Consider the following 16,768-nt stretch of genomic DNA (forward strand, 5'->3'; position numbering starts at 1 on the left):
AGGGAGAGGGGAAAACTACCCCTCCGGCTTAAACTGCGGGTTCGCCAGCATAAAGCCCCCGTCAACAATAAACGATTGCCCCGTCGTGTAGCTGGCGTCGCTGTCGCAAAGCCATGCCACCAGGCTGGCTATCTCTTTGGTGTGGCCCGGCCGCGCCAGCGGGATTTCCGGCATTGAACCCTCCTTCACTTCGCTGTCGTCCATGTCGTTCATCGGTGTGGCAATGGCGCCCGGCGCGACGGCGTTCACCAGAATGTTGTGCTTAACCAGTTCCATCGCCATGGATTTGGTTAACCCGCCGAGCGCGTGTTTTGCCGCCGTGTAGGCGCTCGCTTCCGGCAGCGGCGTGTGCTCATGCACCGAGGTAATGTTCACAATCCGCCCCCCTTCCCCTTGCTTCACCATCTGTCGGGCGGCAATTTGTGAACAGAGAAACGCGCCGTCCACGTCCACGGTGAAAATGTTCCGCCAGTCGTCAAACGGCATCTCAAGGAACGGCGCTTTGGTCATCGCACCCGCATTGTTGACCAGCACGTCCAGCCGACCAAAACGCGCAATCAGCGTTTCAATACCCTCTGCGCCTTCCGGCAGCGTGCTTAAATCAAGATGGATAGCCTCTGCGCGCTGCCCCTGCGCTTCAACTTCGCGGCAGGTTTCCAGCGCCCCTTTTTCATCCGAGTGCCAGGTGACGCCAATATCAAACCCGCGCTCTGCGAGCATCAGCGCCGTGGTTTTACCAATCCCGGAATCCGATGCGGTCACTATCGCTACTCTGGTCATACTCACCTCCTGAAAAACTGCAAAGAGGTAAGTATAGATAATGACCATTTTTAGCCATGATGATAACCGCCGCCCAGCGCCGAGGTGAGCTGCAGCGTGGCGTCGACATACTGGCCTTTAAGCATCAATCCGGCCAGGTCTTCCCTGAGGGCCGGTATTCTGGCTTCACTGACCCGCGAGCCCGCAACGATCCCCGCGCTGAAACGCGCCTGCGCCAGCGCCACAACCCGCGCCGCATCTTTTTCGACCTGCTGCTGATGGCGGTTCTTTGCCGTCAGCGTTTCGACTTCGCTGGCCGTGCGCGCCACCTGATTGACCGCTTCGACCACCGCTTTGTTGTAGTTTGCCACCGAGAGATTATTTTGCGCCTGGGCGATATCCAGGCTGGCGTTCAGCCTGCCGCTGTCAAAGATTGGCAGCGTCAGCCCGGCGGTCACGCCCATCTGCTGCGCTGAAGCGCGAAACAGATCGCTCAGATGGAGGGCATCCTGCTGTAGGAACCCCATCAGGTTCACGTCAGGATAGAAAGCCGCTCTCGCGGCCTCCACCTCGCTCATAGAGGCTTCGATATACCAGTGTGCCTCCTGAAGATCCGAGCGGCGTGCCAGCAGTTCATAACCGAGCGTCGACGGTAGCGCGGCGTCGACCGTCGGCAGCGCATGCCGCGTAAGCGTTACGGAGGAAGAATTCGTCAGCGCGACCAGACGCGCCTCGACGGCTTTCATCTTCCCGTTGACTTCTGCCAGCTGCTCTTCGGTTTTGTTGGCGTTGATATCGGTTTCCACCCCCTCCACGGAGGAGGTGATCCCATGCTGATACAGTTCGCGATCGGCACCAATGATGTTGTCCTGCTCATGTTTGATCTGCGCGAGAACCTCCCCCGCGGCGGCCTGAGTTTGCCACTCCCAGTAGAGCCGCGCCACGCTGCTGGCCAGCAGCTGGCGGGTTTGCTCCAGCTCCGCTTTTTGCGCATTCACTTTGCCAATCCGGGCCTCGACCCGGGCGCGATTTTTTCCCCACAGATCGAGTTCCCAGCCTGCGGTCAGGCCAAAGGTGCCGTTGGTGTACCACGGCCCGGTGGTGCCTGCAGCCGGGTCGGTAAGGGCAAAAGGCCCCATCAGCCCTTCGGCGGACATTTTCTGGCGTTCCGCATCGGCGGAATAATCAATCTGCGGACCGTCAGCGGCCATTGCGGCTTTGGCCTGGGCTTCGGCAAGCGTAATGCGCTGACGGGCAATCTGCATATCCGGTGCATCGCTCAACGCTTTCGCAATCAGCCCGTTAAGCTGGGGATCGTTATACGCTTTCCACCACTCATTTTTCGGCCAGTCCTGATGATTCAGAACCGTATTCACCGACGCCGCACCGGTTTGCGTTTTAAGTGGAGATACCGTGGCATGTTCAGGCGCACAGGCTGCCAGAATAAAAGCGAAGGGAGCACTCAGAGATAAAATAAGAGAACGTTTCATTACGCCATACACTCAAACAATAAAGGCGCACGTTACGCTCGATATCGTTCATTTTTTTAGTAACGCGTGGCAATCCGCAAATTGTCATACATTTTAATACCCGGAAATTTATTCCCAAAGAGAATGATTAAATCGAATGCATTCACGCCAAATATAAATACGCTGCTACACTTATTCAGGACATACATGAGCGGGAGAAAGGAATGAAAATATTACTGTGGGTTATTTTAATTATATTTCTGATAGGGCTCTTAGTGGTCACCGGCGTATTCAAGATGATTATCTGATCTATTTGCCCGGCTCTGCGCCGGGCAACGTTCCCGATATCAGACTTTCAGCGAAGCCCCTTTCGTAGCAATAACCTCTTTATACCAGTAGAAACTTTTCTTACGGCTGCGCGCCAGCGTGCCCTTTCCGCTATCATCGCGATCGACGTAAATAAACCCGTAGCGCTTGGAGAGTTCAGCTTTAGACGCGCTCACCAGGTCGATTGGCCCCCAGCTGGTATAGCCCATCACCTCAACGCCGTCTTCAATCGCTTCACGCACCTGCACCAGGTGGTCGTTAAGGTAGCTGATGCGATAGTCATCCTGCACCACGCCGTTCGCATCCGGTTTATCCTTCGCCCCCAGGCCATTTTCAACGATAAACAACGGCTTCTGATAGCGATCCCAGAGCACGTTTAGCAGGGTACGCAGGCCGATGGGGTCAATCTGCCAACCCCATTCGGAACTTGCCAGATGCGGGTTAGGCACCATGCTCAGGATGTTGCCGCGCGCCTGCTGGTTGAGGGCCTCATCCGCGGTGACGCAGCCCGTCATGTAGTAGCTGAAGGAGATAAAATCGACGGTCGATTTCAGCGCCTCGCGGTCGGCATCCGTTACCTCAAGCTGAATACCGTTGTCGCGGAAGAAGCGCTGCATATACCCCGGATAGGCGCCACGGCACTGCACGTCGCCAAAGAATTGCCATGCGCGGTTTTCCTGCAGCGTCTCCAGAACATCTTCCGGTTTGCAGGTCAGCGGGTACATCAGGCCGCCCAGCAGCATGTTGCCGATTCTGGCATCCGGGATAATCTCGTGGCAGGCCTTCACGGCCAGCGCGCTGGCCACCAGCTGATGGTGGATCGCCTGATACACCTCTCCTTTGCTGCTGGTTTCCGGCAGGCCCACGCCGGTCATCGGCGCGTGCAGAGACATATTGATCTCGTTGAAGGTCAGCCAGAGCTTCACCTTCTCCTTGTAGCGCGCAAACACGGTGCGGGCGTAGCGCTCGAAGAACCCAATGGTCTGGCGGCTGCCCCACCCGCCGTACTGCTTCACCAGCCCCCACGGCATTTCGTAATGCGAGAGCGTCACCAGCGGGGTAATGTTGTGCGCGGCCAGCTCGTCAAACAGCCGGTCGTAAAACGCCAGCCCCGCTTCGTTAGGCTGCTGCTCGTCGCCGTTCGGAAAAATACGGGTCCAGGCAATGGAGACGCGCAGGCAGCTAAAGCCCATCTCAGCGAACAGTTTGATGTCTTCCGGGTAGCGGTGATAGAAGTCGATGGCGACGTCCTTGATGCCGCTGTCGCCCGCCACGCGCTCAACCACCGGGCCGAAGACCCCCTGCGGCTGAACGTCTGAGGTGGACAGCCCTTTCCCCTCCTCCAGATACGCGCCTTCTACCTGATTCGCGGCAACCGCGCCGCCCCATAAAAAATCGTCCGGGAAAGTTTTCATCACGTTCTCCTGTTATTGATGGCTTACGCTGAGTAACGGCGCACCGGCACTGACGGACGTTGCCGCCACGGTCACCACGTCACGATACTCATCGCTGTTACTGATAATGATCGGGGTCGCCAGGTCGTATCCGGCATCGATAATCGCCTGTCGGTCAAACTCCAGCAGCAGATCGCCGGGCTGCACCCTGTCGCCCACCTTCACGTGGGCGGTAAACGGCTTGCCGTCGAGCTTCACGGTGTCGATCCCCACGTGGATTAACACTTCAATACCGCTGTCGCTGAGCAGGCCGATGGCGTGTTTGGTCTGAAACAGCGAGGCCACCACGCCGGCAAACGGGGCCACCACTTTGTTATCGGAGGGAATAATCGCGGCACCGCTGCCCAGCAGGCCGCTGGCAAACGTGGTATCCGGCACCTGGTCGAGCGCCAGAACGGTGCCGGTCATCGGTGCCAGCACATCGTTTTCACCCGCTGGCAAAACCGCCTCGGGCGCTGCGCGTCCCGGCATGCCCGCCACCAGCGTCAGGCCGCAGCTCAGCACCAGCGCTACCGCGGTGCCGATCACGCCGCCCCACAGCGTGGCGTTTACCCCGCCCGGCGGAATCATCTGGGCGATGGTAAAGATATTGGCGAAGCCGAAGGAGTAAACGTGGGTATCGCTGAAGCCGACAATCGCGCCGCCGATAGCTCCCGCCACGCAGCCAAAGATAAACGGGCGGCGCAGCGGCAGGTTTACCCCATAAACGGCCGGCTCGGTAATACCAAATATCCCTGCCGTTACCGATGAACCCGCCAGCATTTTCTGACGTGCATCGCGGGTACGCAGGAAGATCCCCAGCGCCGCCCCCACCTGACCAAACACCGCGGGCAACAGCATCGGCAGCATGGAGTCATGCCCCAGCACCGCCAGGTTGTTAATCATCAGCGGCACCAGCCCCCAGTGCAGGCCAAAAATAACGCAGACCTGCCACAGCGCGCCCATCGCCGCGCCCGCCAGCCACGGTGCCAGAACGTAAATACTCTGATAGCCGTTCGCCAGCATCTGGCTCAGCCAGGTCGCCAGCGGCCCGATAACGAGGAAAGTCAGCGGCACGGTCACGCCCAGACAGATCAGCGGCGCGAAGAAGTTTTTCATCGAGGAAGGCAGCAGCCTGGTGCTCTGTTTTTCCAGCCAGCAGCTCACCCACGAGGCGAGAATAATCGGGATCACCGACGAGCTGTAGTTAAACCAGGTGACAGGAATGCCCAAAAAGGCGTCCGATACCGCGCCCGGCTGCTGGCTGGCGTTAAACGCCGCAATCATCATCGGATGAGTGAGCGCCCCGCCGATCACCATGGTAATAAACGGGTTGCCGCCGAATTTTTTCCCGGCGGTATAGCCCAGCACCAGCGGGAAGAAGAAGAACAGCGCGTCGCTGGCGGCGAACCAGATTTTATAGGTGCCGCTTTCGGTGGTGAGCCAGCCGCAGACAACCGCCAGCGCCAGCAGCCCTTTCAGAATACCGGAGGCCGCGAGAATGCCGATAAACGGGGTGAAGATCCCGGAGACGATGTCAATCAGGCGGCCCAGCAGATTCCCTTTTTCTCCCTTCTCTTCCACGACGGGCGCGTCATCGGTAAGGCCTGCCTCATTGCGCACCGCCTGCCAGACGTCGTGGACGTGGTTGCCAATCACTACCTGAAACTGGCCGCCGCTTTCCACCACCATGATCACGCCCGGGTTTTTCTTCAGCCCTTCCGCATCCGCCCGTTGATTCTCTTTCAGTTTGAAGCGAAGCCGGGTCGCGCAGTGCACAAGACTGACGATGTTCTCTTTTCCGCCAACGTGGCCGAGAATATCCTTCGCTAAAGCCTGGTATTCCATCTCGATTTCCTTACATCCGATGCCTGCAGGCACCTGTTGACTGAGTACAAAAAATAAAAAAACCCGAGAACGTCCTTCTTACGAAGGCCGCGCTCAGGTTTTGCCTGCGTGATGCAGTAACAATCCTGTTTTGAGGCTTAACGCCCCTCTTTTCTCACCCGCTCGATATGAATGGCGAGGAACATAATTTCTTCGGTCGTCAGCTCACGCTGATAGCTTTTGTTCAGGTGCTGGGCGATTTTCTCAGCGCATTTCCACGCTTTCGCGTAGTTGTCTTTTACCGCCGTATGCAGCGAGACGTCGTCATCTTCCACCACGGTGCGGGTCAGCATCCGCTGGGCAAAAAACTTCAGGTGGGTGACGAAACGCTGATAGCTGAGCGAGTCTTCATCGTACTCAAGCTGCAGCTGATACTTGACCAGCTGCAGGATCTCCTGCATCACCCGTGTAACGTGCATCACTTCCGGCATTTCGCTGTTCAGCTGCGCGGTGACCAGATGCAGCGCGATAAACCCGGCCTCATCCTCCTCCAGCTCGACGTTCAGGCGTCTGGCGATAATGGCCCGCGCCTCCTGCCCTAATTCGAACTCCTTCGGATACAGCCGTTTAATATCCCACAGCAGCACGTTTTTGATGGCCAGCCCGTTCTTCTGCCGCTCAATCGCAAAGTAGCAGTGGTCGGTGAGGGTGATATACAAACTCTCCTGCAGCTTGCCCAGCCGCTGCACCGCCAGCCCGATGATGCGGTCGCAGGTGGTCATTACCTCCAGCGGAATTTGACTCAGCAACTCCCCGAGTCGACGCACCAGTTCATCGCTTTGTAACGCAAACACCTTTTCAACCAACGCGGTATCCAGCGCTTCACCGACGCGCTTCTGAAAGGCCAGCCCACGGCCCATCACCACCTGTTCGCGCCCGCGCTCATCCTGAACAACCACCACGTTATTATTGAGTATCTTGGCGATTTTCATCTGAACCCCAGAAACAAAAAAACCTGACCTCCGGCAGATGCCAGAAAATCAGGTTTTGCCTGCCTAAGCAGTAACAATCCAGTTCTGGCACTCTATCAGTTTCATTCATAGCCTCAATGCATCACGCGTCAGAAACGTGACGCGGATCGACATTGCTAGAACGTCACGACAGTTTTCAGCTCCGTCACCCAGGCATCCTGCGTCCGGGATACCCCGCCGGGATGGTGCCAGTACTGAATGCCCGGCTGCAGCTCCAGCCACGACACCGGACGGAAGCGATAATAAAACTCACCGTTCAGGGAATGGCCCGGCACCGGATGATATGCCGGATTGGTGTAATCGCTAACGCCGCTCAGGCTGTTCAGGTAACGCTGATTGCGGGCGTACTGGCTGCTCATATCAATCCAGGTTAGCCCGAAGCCAATCCAGTCTTCCGGTCGCGCGTCAAACAGCCCGCGGTAGCGCAGCGAGGCGGCGTAAACCTGGTGCATGTAGTTAGTGCTCTGATCCGCAAGGCTCATGCTGAAAGAGGTGCTCAACCCGCGATTCGGATCATCCTGATGCTGCGTAAGCTGCTGGTTCAGCCCGGCGTACATGAACCAGGTCCGGCTGTGGGTATCAAAGCCGTTCGGGTCCGTCGCGCCCGCACCGCCGGATTTGCCGCGATAGAGATCGGTTTGCGGCGCGTTGGTAAACACCACGCCCAGGTTGTACGCGCCCGGCAGGCCGTTAATCAGCGGGCGCGCTTCGATTTCAACCGGCAGTAAAACCCCTTTGCTGCCCTTCGTCGACCAGCTCCAGGCGTGGCTGCGGCTGGAGGCCTCGGGATTTTGCTCCATCACGCCACCTTTTAACGTCAGCGTCGGCGTTAATTTATACGCAAGCGTGGTGCCCCAGGTGTGAACGTTCCAGTTGTTCCACGTCAGCGAGTTGGCTGACTTCCCGCCGCACTGCGACAGGAGCTGGAAATCACAGGGGATGATTTGATCGAAGGTCTGCACCTTGTTCATCATCCCGATGCGCCAGGTCAGACGCCGGTCGTCAAAGCTGCGGGCAAAGGTCAGCCAGCCCAGGCGGGTAATGGACTGTCCGCCCCAGCTCTCCTGGGTCAGATCGTTGAAGTTCACGCGCGGATCCTGCACGCGTTTGGTGGTGAGGTCGTCATTGTGGTTACGGTTGACGATGTTCCCTTCGATACGCGCGTCCGGGATACCGGTCCAGCGCTCAAGATCCTGGTTGAAGGTCAGCGCAAACTGGTCGATATATGCCACGTGGGAGTCGTGGTTATAGCCACCGCCTCCGTTCCAGCCAATTTCATTCAGATATCCGAGATTCCAGGTAAAACCGTTATCGTTGAGGATTTTACGTATGCCGAGCATATCGCCCAGAACAGGCTCCGGAGGAGCTTCAAAGCCTAATACCGTTCCGTTCCAGTCCTGCGCCACCGACAGCGGGGATATCGTCAATAAGGCGAGCGCATAGAGTTTATTTTTATATGCCATGATAACAACCTGTGATTGAGTATTTTGTGCGTAACCGGCCGCAGGAAATTTTTCTATTTCCTGTCGATATTTCATTTTTAAAATCAGTAAAAAGCGCTAAGCCAAATTTCTCTCCTGAGTAAACGAGAGGCAAAAAAAAACCTAAGCGCTCCACAGCGAAAATGCTGTGAAACGCTTAGGTTTTGCCTGTTAGCCAGTAACAATCCTGCGTTGAAAACAGTGGCACCTTAACACCGTCGCGCCACGTTGAAAACCTGAACTGTTTTCTGATTTAAAAAAGTGTGAGCAATTTAACGCTTATTATTTTGACTGAATCACCCGGGCAATATCAGTCGAAGTCTGTAATGTCCGAATTTCCTGAAATAATCCCAGCGCTTCATCGTACTCTTTGCGTAAATAACTCAGCCACTGTTTAATTCGCGCGACGTGATACAAACCGGTATCGCCCTGCTTTTCCAGTCGGCTGTATTTTTGCAGCAGCGTAACGACGTCTGCCCACGGCATTCGCGGCTCGTTATATTTCACCACCCGGCTGAGGTTCGGCACATTCAGGGCGCCGCGACCGATCATCACCGCATCGCAGCCGGTGGCCTGCAGACAGGCCTGCGCGCTCGCGTAGTCCCAGATTTCGCCGTTAGCGATCACCGGAATGGTGAGGCGTTTGCGGATCTCGCCAATCGCCTGCCAGTTAATGCGCTCAGCTTTGTAGCCATCTTCTTTGGTGCGGCCATGCACCACCAGCTCGGTGGCCCCGGCCTGCTGCACCGCATCGGCGATTTCAAACTGCCGCGCGTCGCTGTCCCACCCCAGGCGCACCTTCACCGTCACCGGCAAATGCGAAGGCACGGCCTCACGCATGGCCTTCGCGCCGCGGTAAATCAGCTCAGGATCTTTCAGCAAGGTCGCCCCGCCGCCGCTGCCGTTAACCAGCTTCGACGGACAGCCGCAGTTGAGATCCACCCCGTAAGAGCCCAGCTCAACCGCGCGGGCGGCGTTCTCGGCCAGCCATTCGGGATACTGGCCGAGCAGCTGGATACGCACCAGCGTACCGGAAGAGGTCCGGCTCTGGTTGTGCAGCTCGGGGCACAGGCGGAAGAAGGATTTTACCGGCAACAACATATCGACCACGCGCAGAAATTCCGTCACGCAGAGATCGTAATCGTTCACCTCGGTCAGAAGCTCGCGCACGAGGGAGTCGAGCACGCCTTCCATTGGGGCCAGTAAAACACGCATAGCAGTACCTGTGAAAAAAGACGCGCTATAGTATCTGCTCTGTATGTATGTGGAAAGCGCGACTTTCCATTCTGGAATGTCTGGTATGCTCAAATTTCATGATGTGATCCGTGGCACATTTTTGAGTTTAATTGTATGATGAATGCGTTTCAGCAAGGACTATCACCATGAGCAAATCATTGAACATTATCTGGCAATATCTGCGCGCATTCGTCCTGATTTACGCCTGCCTGTATGCCGGGATTTTCATCGCGTCGCTGCTGCCGATCGTCATTCCCGGCAGCATTATCGGCATGCTGATCCTCTTTGTTTTGCTGGCGCTGCAAATCCTGCCCGCAAAATGGGTCAATCCCGGCTGCTTCGTCCTTATTCGCTATATGGCGCTGCTTTTCGTGCCTATCGGCGTCGGGGTCATGCAGTATTTTGATTTGCTCAAGGCCCAGTTCGGCCCGATTGTGGTCTCCTGCGCGGTCAGTACGCTGGTGGTTTTCCTGGTTGTGAGCTGGAGTTCGCATCTGGTGCATGGCGAACGTAACGTGGTCGGGGAGAAAACAAAAAAATGATGGCCAATATCTGGTGGTCGCTGCCGTTAACCCTGGCGGTGTTCTTCGCCGCGCGCAGGCTTGCCGCACGTTTTAAAATGCCATTGCTGAACCCGCTGCTGGTGGCAATGGTGGTGATTATTCCGTTCCTGCTGCTCACCGGCATTCCCTACGAACGCTACTTTGCCGGCAGCAAAATTTTAAACGACCTGCTGCAGCCTGCCGTTGTGGCGCTCGCCTTTCCTTTATATGAACAGCTCCACCAGATCCGCGCCCGCTGGAAATCCATCATTACCATCTGTTTTGTGGGCAGCCTGGTGGCGATGATCACCGGCACGTCGGTAGCGCTGTTGATGGGGGCCTCTCCGCAGATTGCGGCGTCGATCCTGCCTAAATCGGTAACCACGCCTATCGCGATGGCGGTCGGTGGCAGCCTCGGCGGGATCCCGGCCATCAGCGCGATGTGCGTCATTTTCGTCGGTATTCTCGGGGCGGTGTTTGGTCACACCCTGCTGAACGGGATGCGTATTCACACTAAAGCGGCACGGGGGCTGTCGATGGGGACCGCCTCCCACGCCCTGGGCACCGCCCGCTGTGCGGAGCTGGATTATCAGGAAGGGGCGTTTAGCTCCCTGGCGCTGGTGATCTGCGGGATTATCACCTCCCTGCTGGCCCCGTTCATTTTCCCGCTGATTCTGGCAGTGATGGGCTAAAATTTGCGATGCGTCGCGCAAATTTCATTTTGATTTCATAAGTTGCATACATAATGAGAAGTGGATCACATATAAAGCCCTGGCGGCTCCGTAAACTACCGATCCATTAACCTTTATGAGGCATACGCCATGCACCCACGTTTTCAAGCTGCTTTCGCCCAGCTTGCAGAGAATTTGCAGTCAGCCCTGGCTCCCGTTCTGGCAGATGCACACTTCCCCGCCCTGCTGACCGCGGAGCAGGTCACGATGCTGAAACAAGCAACGGGACTGGACGAAGACGCGCTGGCTTTCGCACTGCTTCCCCTGGCTGCCGCCTGTGCGCGGGCCGATCTCTCCCACTTTAACGTCGGGGCCATTGCGCGCGGCGTCAGCGGAACCTGGTACTTCGGTGGCAATATGGAGTTCCTGGGTGCGACCATGCAGCAAACGGTTCACGCCGAGCAGAGCGCCATCAGCCACGCCTGGCTGCGCGGTGAAAAAGCCCTGAGCGCCATTACCGTTAACTACACCCCCTGCGGACACTGCCGTCAGTTTATGAACGAGCTGAACAGCGGGCTGCAGCTGCGCATCAATCTGCCAGGCCGCGCGCCGCATACGCTGGGGGATTATCTGCCTGACGCGTTTGGCCCGAAAGATCTGGAGATCAAAACGCTGCTGATGGACGATCAGGACCACGGTTACGCCCTGTCCGGCGATGACCTGAGCCAGGCGGCCATTCGCGCGGCGAACAAAAGCCACACGCCGTACAGCAAGTCCCCAAGCGGCGTGGCGCTGCAGTGCCGCGATGGCCGGATCTTTAGCGGCAGCTACGCGGAAAACGCCGCGTTTAACCCAACCCTGCCACCGCTGCAGGGCGCGCTTAACCTGCTGAGCCTGAACGGCTATGACTATCCGGACATTCAGCGCGCTATTCTGGCAGAAATTGCCGATGCGCCGCTGATTCAGTGGGATGCGACCGCCGCGACGCTTAAAGCGCTGGGCTGCACGACGATTGACCGCGTACTGCTTGCGTAATCCTTCCGGCGGGCAGAAATGCCCGCCAGTTTGCTGAAAAACCCCTCAGTTGAGTCGCTGTTTCTTGCGCTAACCAGGCGGGTAAAGTAGCCTGAGTTAAATTTCATCCACGAACGAGCCATCTCCATGTTAAAGCGCGTTTTTTACAGCCTGTCTGTCCTGGTCGGCATACTGCTGTTGATCGTGCTGGGTCTCGACCGCTGGATGAGCTGGAAAACCGCCCCCTACATCTTTGATGACCTGCAGGACCTGCCCTATCGTCAGGTTGGCGTGGTGCTCGGCACCGCCAAGTATTACCGCACCGGCGTGATCAACCAGTATTACCGTTACCGCATTCAGGGCGCGCTGAACGCCTACAACAGCGGCAAGGTGAACTACCTGCTGCTGAGCGGCGATAACGCTCTGCAAAGCTACAATGAACCGGTGACGATGCGGAAGGACCTGATTGCCGCGGGCGTGGACCCTGCCGATATCGTGCTCGACTACGCCGGATTCCGCACCCTGGACTCCATCGTGCGCACGCGTAAAGTCTTCGACACCAACGACTTCATCATCATCACCCAGCGCTTCCACTGCGAGCGCGCGCTGTTTATCGCGCTGCATATGGGCATTCAGGCGCAGTGTTACGCGGTGCCGTCGCCAAAGGACATGCTGAGCGTGCGCGTCCGTGAGTTCGGCGCGCGCTTTGGCGCCCTGGCCGATCTGTATATCTTCAAACGCGAACCGCGCTTTTTAGGCCCGCTGGTGCCGATTCCGGCGATGCACGAAGTGCCGGAAGACGCGCAGGGTTACCCGGCCGTCACGCCCGAGCAGCTGCTTGATATGCAGAAAAAAGAGAAATAACAGGACCGCCTTTATACTTTCTTTACGCCGGGCCTGACGCTTTTTACCTCCCCTTTACGTCGGCTCTTTTAAGCTGAGTTCACTGCCGCTACGGCTTCATTGAAGAATGACTATGAACTCAATAATGAATGCGTTTTTCCTCAAAAGTCTCCGCCCGTATTTTAACTTTCCCGGTTTATCACTTCCTGGCGCACTCAATTCCGGTCTCTGGCTTGATGAAAAAATTGATGCCCTGCAGCACAACCTTTCAGTGGAAGTGGCAGATTATCTGGAACGTTACCCGCAGACGAAACATGTAGACGTTTACCTGAACGATATCAACGGCACGATGCGCGGCAAGCGTCTGTCGGTGGAGAGCATGCTGAGCCTGGAAAAAGGCTGTTATTTTCCCCTTTCGGTCTACTCGATGGATCAGAAAGGAAAAATCGCCGCCCCGCTTCATGATGAGCCGGACCGACTCTGCGTTCCTGTCGCCGGCTCCCTGCGCCCCTGCCCGCAGGATCCGCAGCACAACGCGCAGATCCTGCTGACGATGAAAGACAGCGACGATACCCCCTGCCCGCTTGAGCCGCGCGTGATACTGCAGAACGTTCTGGCCCGCTTCCACCAGCACGGCCTCTTCCCGGTGATTGCCCCGGAAATCGAGTTCTATCTGACGGGGCATGACGATCGGGATCCGCAAAATCAGGGCTGTTTTCATATGGATACTACGACGGCCCATGCGGCACTGTTTGACGAGCTGGAACAGCTGGCGCACCTGCAGCGCATCCCGCTGTCCGGGATCGTGGCAGAAGCCGAGTCCGGTCAGTACGAATTAAACCTGAAGCACAGCCATCGCGTGGTTGAGGTCTGCGATAACGTGCTGGCGCTTCGTCGCCTGACCCGTTACGTTGCCGAAAAGCACGGCCTGCAGGCCAACTTTATGGCTAAACCTTTCAGCCAGCTGTCCGGCAGCGGTTTGCACTTCCATTTCAGCCTGAACAATCGTCACGGCGAAAACGTCTTTGCTTCCCCGGTGAACGCGCTTAACAGCATGATGCGTTTGTGCATCGCGGGGCAGCTGGCGCTGATGCCCGCCTCTGTCGCCATTCTTGCGCCGGGCGTTAACGCGTTTCGTCGCCTGCGTAAAAACCTGACGGAGCCCGTATTTAACTCCTGGGGCTATAACACCCGCTCCGCCGCCCTGCGTATTCCCTGCTCGGATGACCACAACCGTCGTATCGAGTACCGGCTGGCCGGGGCCGATGCCAATCCGTATCTGGTGGCAGCCACTATCCTGACCGGTATGCTGTACGGGCTGGAAAACACCGACGACGAGGATTTGCCCGAACCGCAGCACGATCGTCCCGAGCTGCCGCTGTTTCAGCAGGAGGCGATTGAGACCTTTGCCCGCTGTCAGTACCTCACCGACAGCCTGGGCGACGCCTTTTCTGAACAGTGGGTCGCCTGCAAACTCTCTGAACTCGACTGGTTTGAGCGCATTGTGACCCGAGAGGAGTCACAGCTGGCATAAGGCATAAAAAAGCCCGCTCGGTGAGCGGGCTGGATAACGCGAGGAGCAATTACTTCTTACGCGCGTACTTCAGTGAATCCAGCGCAACCGCGAAGATAATGATGGCGCCTTTGATGATGTACTGCCAGTACGGGTTCACGCCGATATAGGTCAAGCCGTAGTTGATGACGGTGAAGATGATCACACCGGTCACCACGCCCAGTACCGTACCCACGCCGCCGCTGAAGGAGACGCCGCCCACCACGCAGGCTGCGATCGCATCCAGCTCGTACATGAAGCCAAGGTTGTTGGTTGCAGAGCCGATACGACCCGCTTCCAGCATCCCGCCGAAGGCGTAGAACACGCCGGACAGGGCATAAATGATGAGCAGGTTCAGGGCAACGTTCACGCCGGAGACTTTCGCCGCTTCCGGGTTACCGCCGATTGCGAAGATGTTTTTACCAAAGCGCGTTTTGTTCCACAGGATCCAGACGAAGGCCACCGCAATCAGCGCATAGAAGGTGATATACGACAGGCGGAAGCTGCCCAGCGCGATGAACCCTTGCGTAAAGGTCGAGAAGCCGCTGTCAAAACCCGAGATTGGGGAAGCACCGACAAAGTCGTAGTACAGGGAGTTGATACCGTAAACGATGATCATCGTACCCAGCGTGGTGATAAACGGCGTCACGTTCAGGTAGGCGATGATAATACCGTTGATCAGACCAATCACCGCACCGATGGCGCAGACAATCAGGATCACCACGAAAATCGGCATGGTGGCCATTTCCGGGAAGACCTTGTTGGCGTTTTCCATCGACTGCAGCAGGGTTGCCGCGATAACCGCCGCCAGCCCCACCTGACGACCGGCAGAAAGGTCCGTCCCCTGGGTTACGATCAGGCCCGCCACGCCCAGCGCAATGATAATACGCACGGAGGACTGGGTCAGAATGTTACTCAGATTCAGCAGGCTTAAGAACGTAGGGTCCTGGAAAATGATGATAGCCAGCAGCACTAAAAGAACAACGTAAATACCGCCTTCTTTCAGGTAAGTGAGAAAACTTTTTTTATTTAACGCACTCATGAGGAGCCCCTGATCTTAAAGGTGCAAAGACGCAAGACGCAAAATTTCGTTTTGCGTTGTCGTTTTGGTGTCAACAATACCGGCAACGAGACCATTGCTCATAACCAGAATACGATCCGTGATCCCTAACAATTCCGGCATTTCGGAAGAAATAATAATGATCCCTTTATTCTTTTTCGCCAGCTCGGCAATCAGCTGATAAATTTCAAACTTCGCGCCGACGTCAATACCGCGGGTCGGTTCATCCAGCATCAGAATTTCTGGCTGGGTTAATAACCAGCGGCCGATAATGACTTTCTGCTGGTTACCGCCTGACAGCGAACCAATTTGGGTGCGGTGCCCTGGCGTTTTCACGCGCATGGAGTCAATAACCCATTGGGTATCGCTCTTCATGCGGGAGTTATCCAGCAGTCCGACTTTGTTTTTGTAATTGCGAATGTTAGAAATTAACGAGTTAAAGTTAATATCCAGATAGGCATAAATACCGGTCGAACGACGCTCTTCCGTCACCAGCGCAAAACCATTATTAATGGCTTCGTTGGCGTTGTGGTTGTTAATTTTCTTACCGTGCAACGTAATAGTGCCTTCGGCTTTCTCACGGATACCGAACAGGGTTTCCACGATGTCGGTACGTTTTGCCCCGACCAGACCGGCAATCCCCAGGATTTCGCCCTTATGCAGGTCGAAGGAGACATCGCGAATAGACGGCTGACGTAACGAGGTCAGATTACGCACTTCCAGGATCACTTCGCCCGGCTTGTTTTCTTTGTCCGGGAAGCGCTGGTTCAGGGAACGTCCGACCATCATGGCGATGATCTTGTCCATGTCCAGCCCTTCCAGCGGCTGCGTGGCAATCCACTGACCGTCGCGCAGGATGGTAATCTCATCGCACAGCTGGAAGATCTCTTCCATTTTGTGGGAGATATACACAATGCCGCAGCCGCGATCTTTTAGCTTACGAATAATGGTAAAAAGGTGATTAACTTCTTTTTCCGTTAATGACGATGTCGGTTCGTCCATAATGACGATTTTCGCATCATAGGAGAACGCTTTGGCGATTTCGATCATCTGCATCTGGGAGACGGATAATGTTCCCACGCGGGCGCGCGGATCGATATCAATATCCAGCTCATCAAAAATCGCTTTGGTGTCGCGATACATTTTGTCCTGATCGACAAAGACACCCTTGGTTGGATAACGCCCCAACCACATGTTATCCATGACTGAACGCTGCAGCACCAGGTTTAATTCCTGGTGAACCATCGAGATACCGTTTTCCAGTGCTTCTTTCGCTGAATGGAAATCGATCTCTTTCCCCTGAAAAAGAATGCTGCCAGAATCTTTTTGATAGATCCCAAAAAGACATTTTAATAATGTTGATTTACCCGCACCGTTCTCCCCCATCAGGGCATGAATAGAGTGAGGACGAACTTTTAAATTAACATTATCGAGTGCCTTAACGCCGGGAAATGACTTGTTGATACCGCTCATTTCCAACAGGTATTCACCGGATGACTGAGTATTTGTGCTGACCATAATTA

At 56.1% G+C, this 16,768-nt stretch carries 13 protein-coding genes and 1 pseudogene; 5 read left to right on the forward strand and 9 right to left on the reverse strand.

Features of this window, described 5'->3' with window-relative positions:
* Positions 1-15 precede the first annotated feature (15 nt).
* The 7 genes and pseudogenes from ADJ24_RS01645 to dusC all read right to left on the reverse strand — a co-directional run bounded on the left by ADJ24_RS01645 (position 16) and on the right by dusC (position 9,542).
* Entirely contained in the window at positions 16-780 is a 765-nt protein-coding gene (locus ADJ24_RS01645; protein ID WP_023312456.1) for an SDR family oxidoreductase, read from the reverse strand.
* A 50-nt stretch (positions 781-830) separates the two neighbouring features.
* A complete protein-coding gene (gene mdtQ / locus ADJ24_RS01650; protein ID WP_023312457.1) occupies positions 831-2,249 on the reverse strand; it encodes a multidrug resistance outer membrane protein MdtQ in 1,419 nt (472 codons plus the stop codon).
* Positions 2,250-2,575: 326 nt separating this feature from the next.
* Positions 2,576-3,970: a glycoside hydrolase family 1 protein gene (locus ADJ24_RS01655; RefSeq protein ID WP_023312458.1), complete on the reverse strand. Its 1,395-nt coding sequence runs from the start codon at positions 3,968-3,970 to the stop codon at positions 2,576-2,578.
* Between the two features lie 12 nt (positions 3,971-3,982).
* Positions 3,983-5,949: pseudogene (gene bglF / locus ADJ24_RS01660) on the reverse strand (PTS beta-glucoside transporter subunit IIABC).
* Between the two features lie 24 nt (positions 5,950-5,973).
* Entirely contained in the window at positions 5,974-6,807 is an 834-nt protein-coding gene (gene licT, locus ADJ24_RS01665; protein WP_023312460.1) for a BglG family transcription antiterminator LicT, read from the reverse strand.
* A 155-nt stretch (positions 6,808-6,962) separates the two neighbouring features.
* On the reverse strand, positions 6,963-8,309 hold the full coding sequence (locus ADJ24_RS01670) for a carbohydrate porin (RefSeq protein ID WP_023312461.1): 1,347 nt from the start codon (positions 8,307-8,309) through the stop codon (positions 6,963-6,965).
* Between the two features lie 300 nt (positions 8,310-8,609).
* On the reverse strand, positions 8,610-9,542 hold the full coding sequence (gene dusC, locus ADJ24_RS01675; protein WP_023312462.1) for a tRNA dihydrouridine(16) synthase DusC: 933 nt from the start codon (positions 9,540-9,542) through the stop codon (positions 8,610-8,612).
* A 167-nt stretch (positions 9,543-9,709) separates the two neighbouring features.
* On the opposite strand from dusC, the gene ADJ24_RS01680 reads away from it, so the two are divergent.
* The 5 genes from ADJ24_RS01680 (at position 9,710) to ADJ24_RS01700 (ending at position 14,167) form a co-directional block, all read left to right on the forward strand.
* Complete coding sequence (locus ADJ24_RS01680; protein ID WP_023312463.1) at positions 9,710-10,105, forward strand: CidA/LrgA family protein; 396 nt, start codon at positions 9,710-9,712, stop codon at positions 10,103-10,105.
* Complete coding sequence (locus ADJ24_RS01685) at positions 10,102-10,797, forward strand: CidB/LrgB family autolysis modulator (protein WP_023312464.1); 696 nt, start codon at positions 10,102-10,104, stop codon at positions 10,795-10,797. Before ADJ24_RS01680 ends, ADJ24_RS01685 begins: the two co-directional genes overlap by 4 nt.
* A 129-nt stretch (positions 10,798-10,926) precedes the next feature.
* The gene (cdd, locus tag ADJ24_RS01690) at positions 10,927-11,811 is read left to right on the forward strand and encodes a cytidine deaminase (protein WP_023312465.1); all 885 of its coding nucleotides are present in this window, start codon (positions 10,927-10,929) and stop codon (positions 11,809-11,811) included.
* A gap of 126 nt (positions 11,812-11,937) precedes the next feature.
* Positions 11,938-12,654, forward strand: a complete 717-nt coding sequence (sanA, locus tag ADJ24_RS01695; protein WP_008500918.1) for an outer membrane permeability protein SanA — start codon at positions 11,938-11,940, stop codon at positions 12,652-12,654.
* Positions 12,655-12,778: 124 nt separating this feature from the next.
* The gene (locus ADJ24_RS01700) at positions 12,779-14,167 is read left to right on the forward strand and encodes a glutamine synthetase family protein (protein ID WP_023312466.1); all 1,389 of its coding nucleotides are present in this window, start codon (positions 12,779-12,781) and stop codon (positions 14,165-14,167) included.
* Between the two features lie 49 nt (positions 14,168-14,216).
* Here the strand turns inward: ADJ24_RS01700 and mglC are convergent, their stop codons facing one another.
* Positions 14,217-15,227 (reverse strand): galactose/methyl galactoside ABC transporter permease MglC, encoded by a 1,011-nt coding sequence (mglC, locus tag ADJ24_RS01705; protein ID WP_008500921.1) that lies wholly within the window; start codon positions 15,225-15,227, stop codon positions 14,217-14,219.
* A 15-nt stretch (positions 15,228-15,242) separates the two neighbouring features.
* The gene (gene mglA, locus ADJ24_RS01710; RefSeq protein WP_023312467.1) at positions 15,243-16,763 is read right to left on the reverse strand and encodes a galactose/methyl galactoside ABC transporter ATP-binding protein MglA; all 1,521 of its coding nucleotides are present in this window, start codon (positions 16,761-16,763) and stop codon (positions 15,243-15,245) included.
* Between the last annotated feature and the right edge of the window lie 5 nt (positions 16,764-16,768).

It is taken from the genome of Enterobacter sp. 940_PEND (genome assembly GCF_001059415.1).
Lineage (GTDB): Bacteria > Pseudomonadota > Gammaproteobacteria > Enterobacterales > Enterobacteriaceae > Enterobacter > Enterobacter cloacae_M.

Excerpts from the sequence above, each read along its gene's own strand:
- ADJ24_RS01645 (WP_023312456.1), bottom strand. The coding sequence starts at position 780 with ATGACCAGAGTAGCGATAGTGACCGCATCGGATTCCGGGATTGGTAAA.
- mdtQ (WP_023312457.1), bottom strand. The coding sequence starts at position 2,249 with ATGAAACGTTCTCTTATTTTATCTCTGAGTGCTCCCTTCGCTTTTATT.
- ADJ24_RS01655 (WP_023312458.1), bottom strand. The coding sequence starts at position 3,970 with ATGAAAACTTTCCCGGACGATTTTTTATGGGGCGGCGCGGTTGCCGCG.
- licT (WP_023312460.1), bottom strand. The coding sequence starts at position 6,807 with ATGAAAATCGCCAAGATACTCAATAATAACGTGGTGGTTGTTCAGGAT.
- ADJ24_RS01670 (WP_023312461.1), bottom strand. The coding sequence starts at position 8,309 with ATGGCATATAAAAATAAACTCTATGCGCTCGCCTTATTGACGATATCC.
- dusC (WP_023312462.1), bottom strand. The coding sequence starts at position 9,542 with ATGCGTGTTTTACTGGCCCCAATGGAAGGCGTGCTCGACTCCCTCGTG.
- ADJ24_RS01680 (WP_023312463.1), top strand. The coding sequence starts at position 9,710 with ATGAGCAAATCATTGAACATTATCTGGCAATATCTGCGCGCATTCGTC.
- ADJ24_RS01685 (WP_023312464.1), top strand. The coding sequence starts at position 10,102 with ATGATGGCCAATATCTGGTGGTCGCTGCCGTTAACCCTGGCGGTGTTC.
- cdd (WP_023312465.1), top strand. The coding sequence starts at position 10,927 with ATGCACCCACGTTTTCAAGCTGCTTTCGCCCAGCTTGCAGAGAATTTG.
- sanA (WP_008500918.1), top strand. The coding sequence starts at position 11,938 with ATGTTAAAGCGCGTTTTTTACAGCCTGTCTGTCCTGGTCGGCATACTG.
- ADJ24_RS01700 (WP_023312466.1), top strand. The coding sequence starts at position 12,779 with ATGAATGCGTTTTTCCTCAAAAGTCTCCGCCCGTATTTTAACTTTCCC.
- mglC (WP_008500921.1), bottom strand. The coding sequence starts at position 15,227 with ATGAGTGCGTTAAATAAAAAAAGTTTTCTCACTTACCTGAAAGAAGGC.
- mglA (WP_023312467.1), bottom strand. The coding sequence starts at position 16,763 with ATGGTCAGCACAAATACTCAGTCATCCGGTGAATACCTGTTGGAAATG.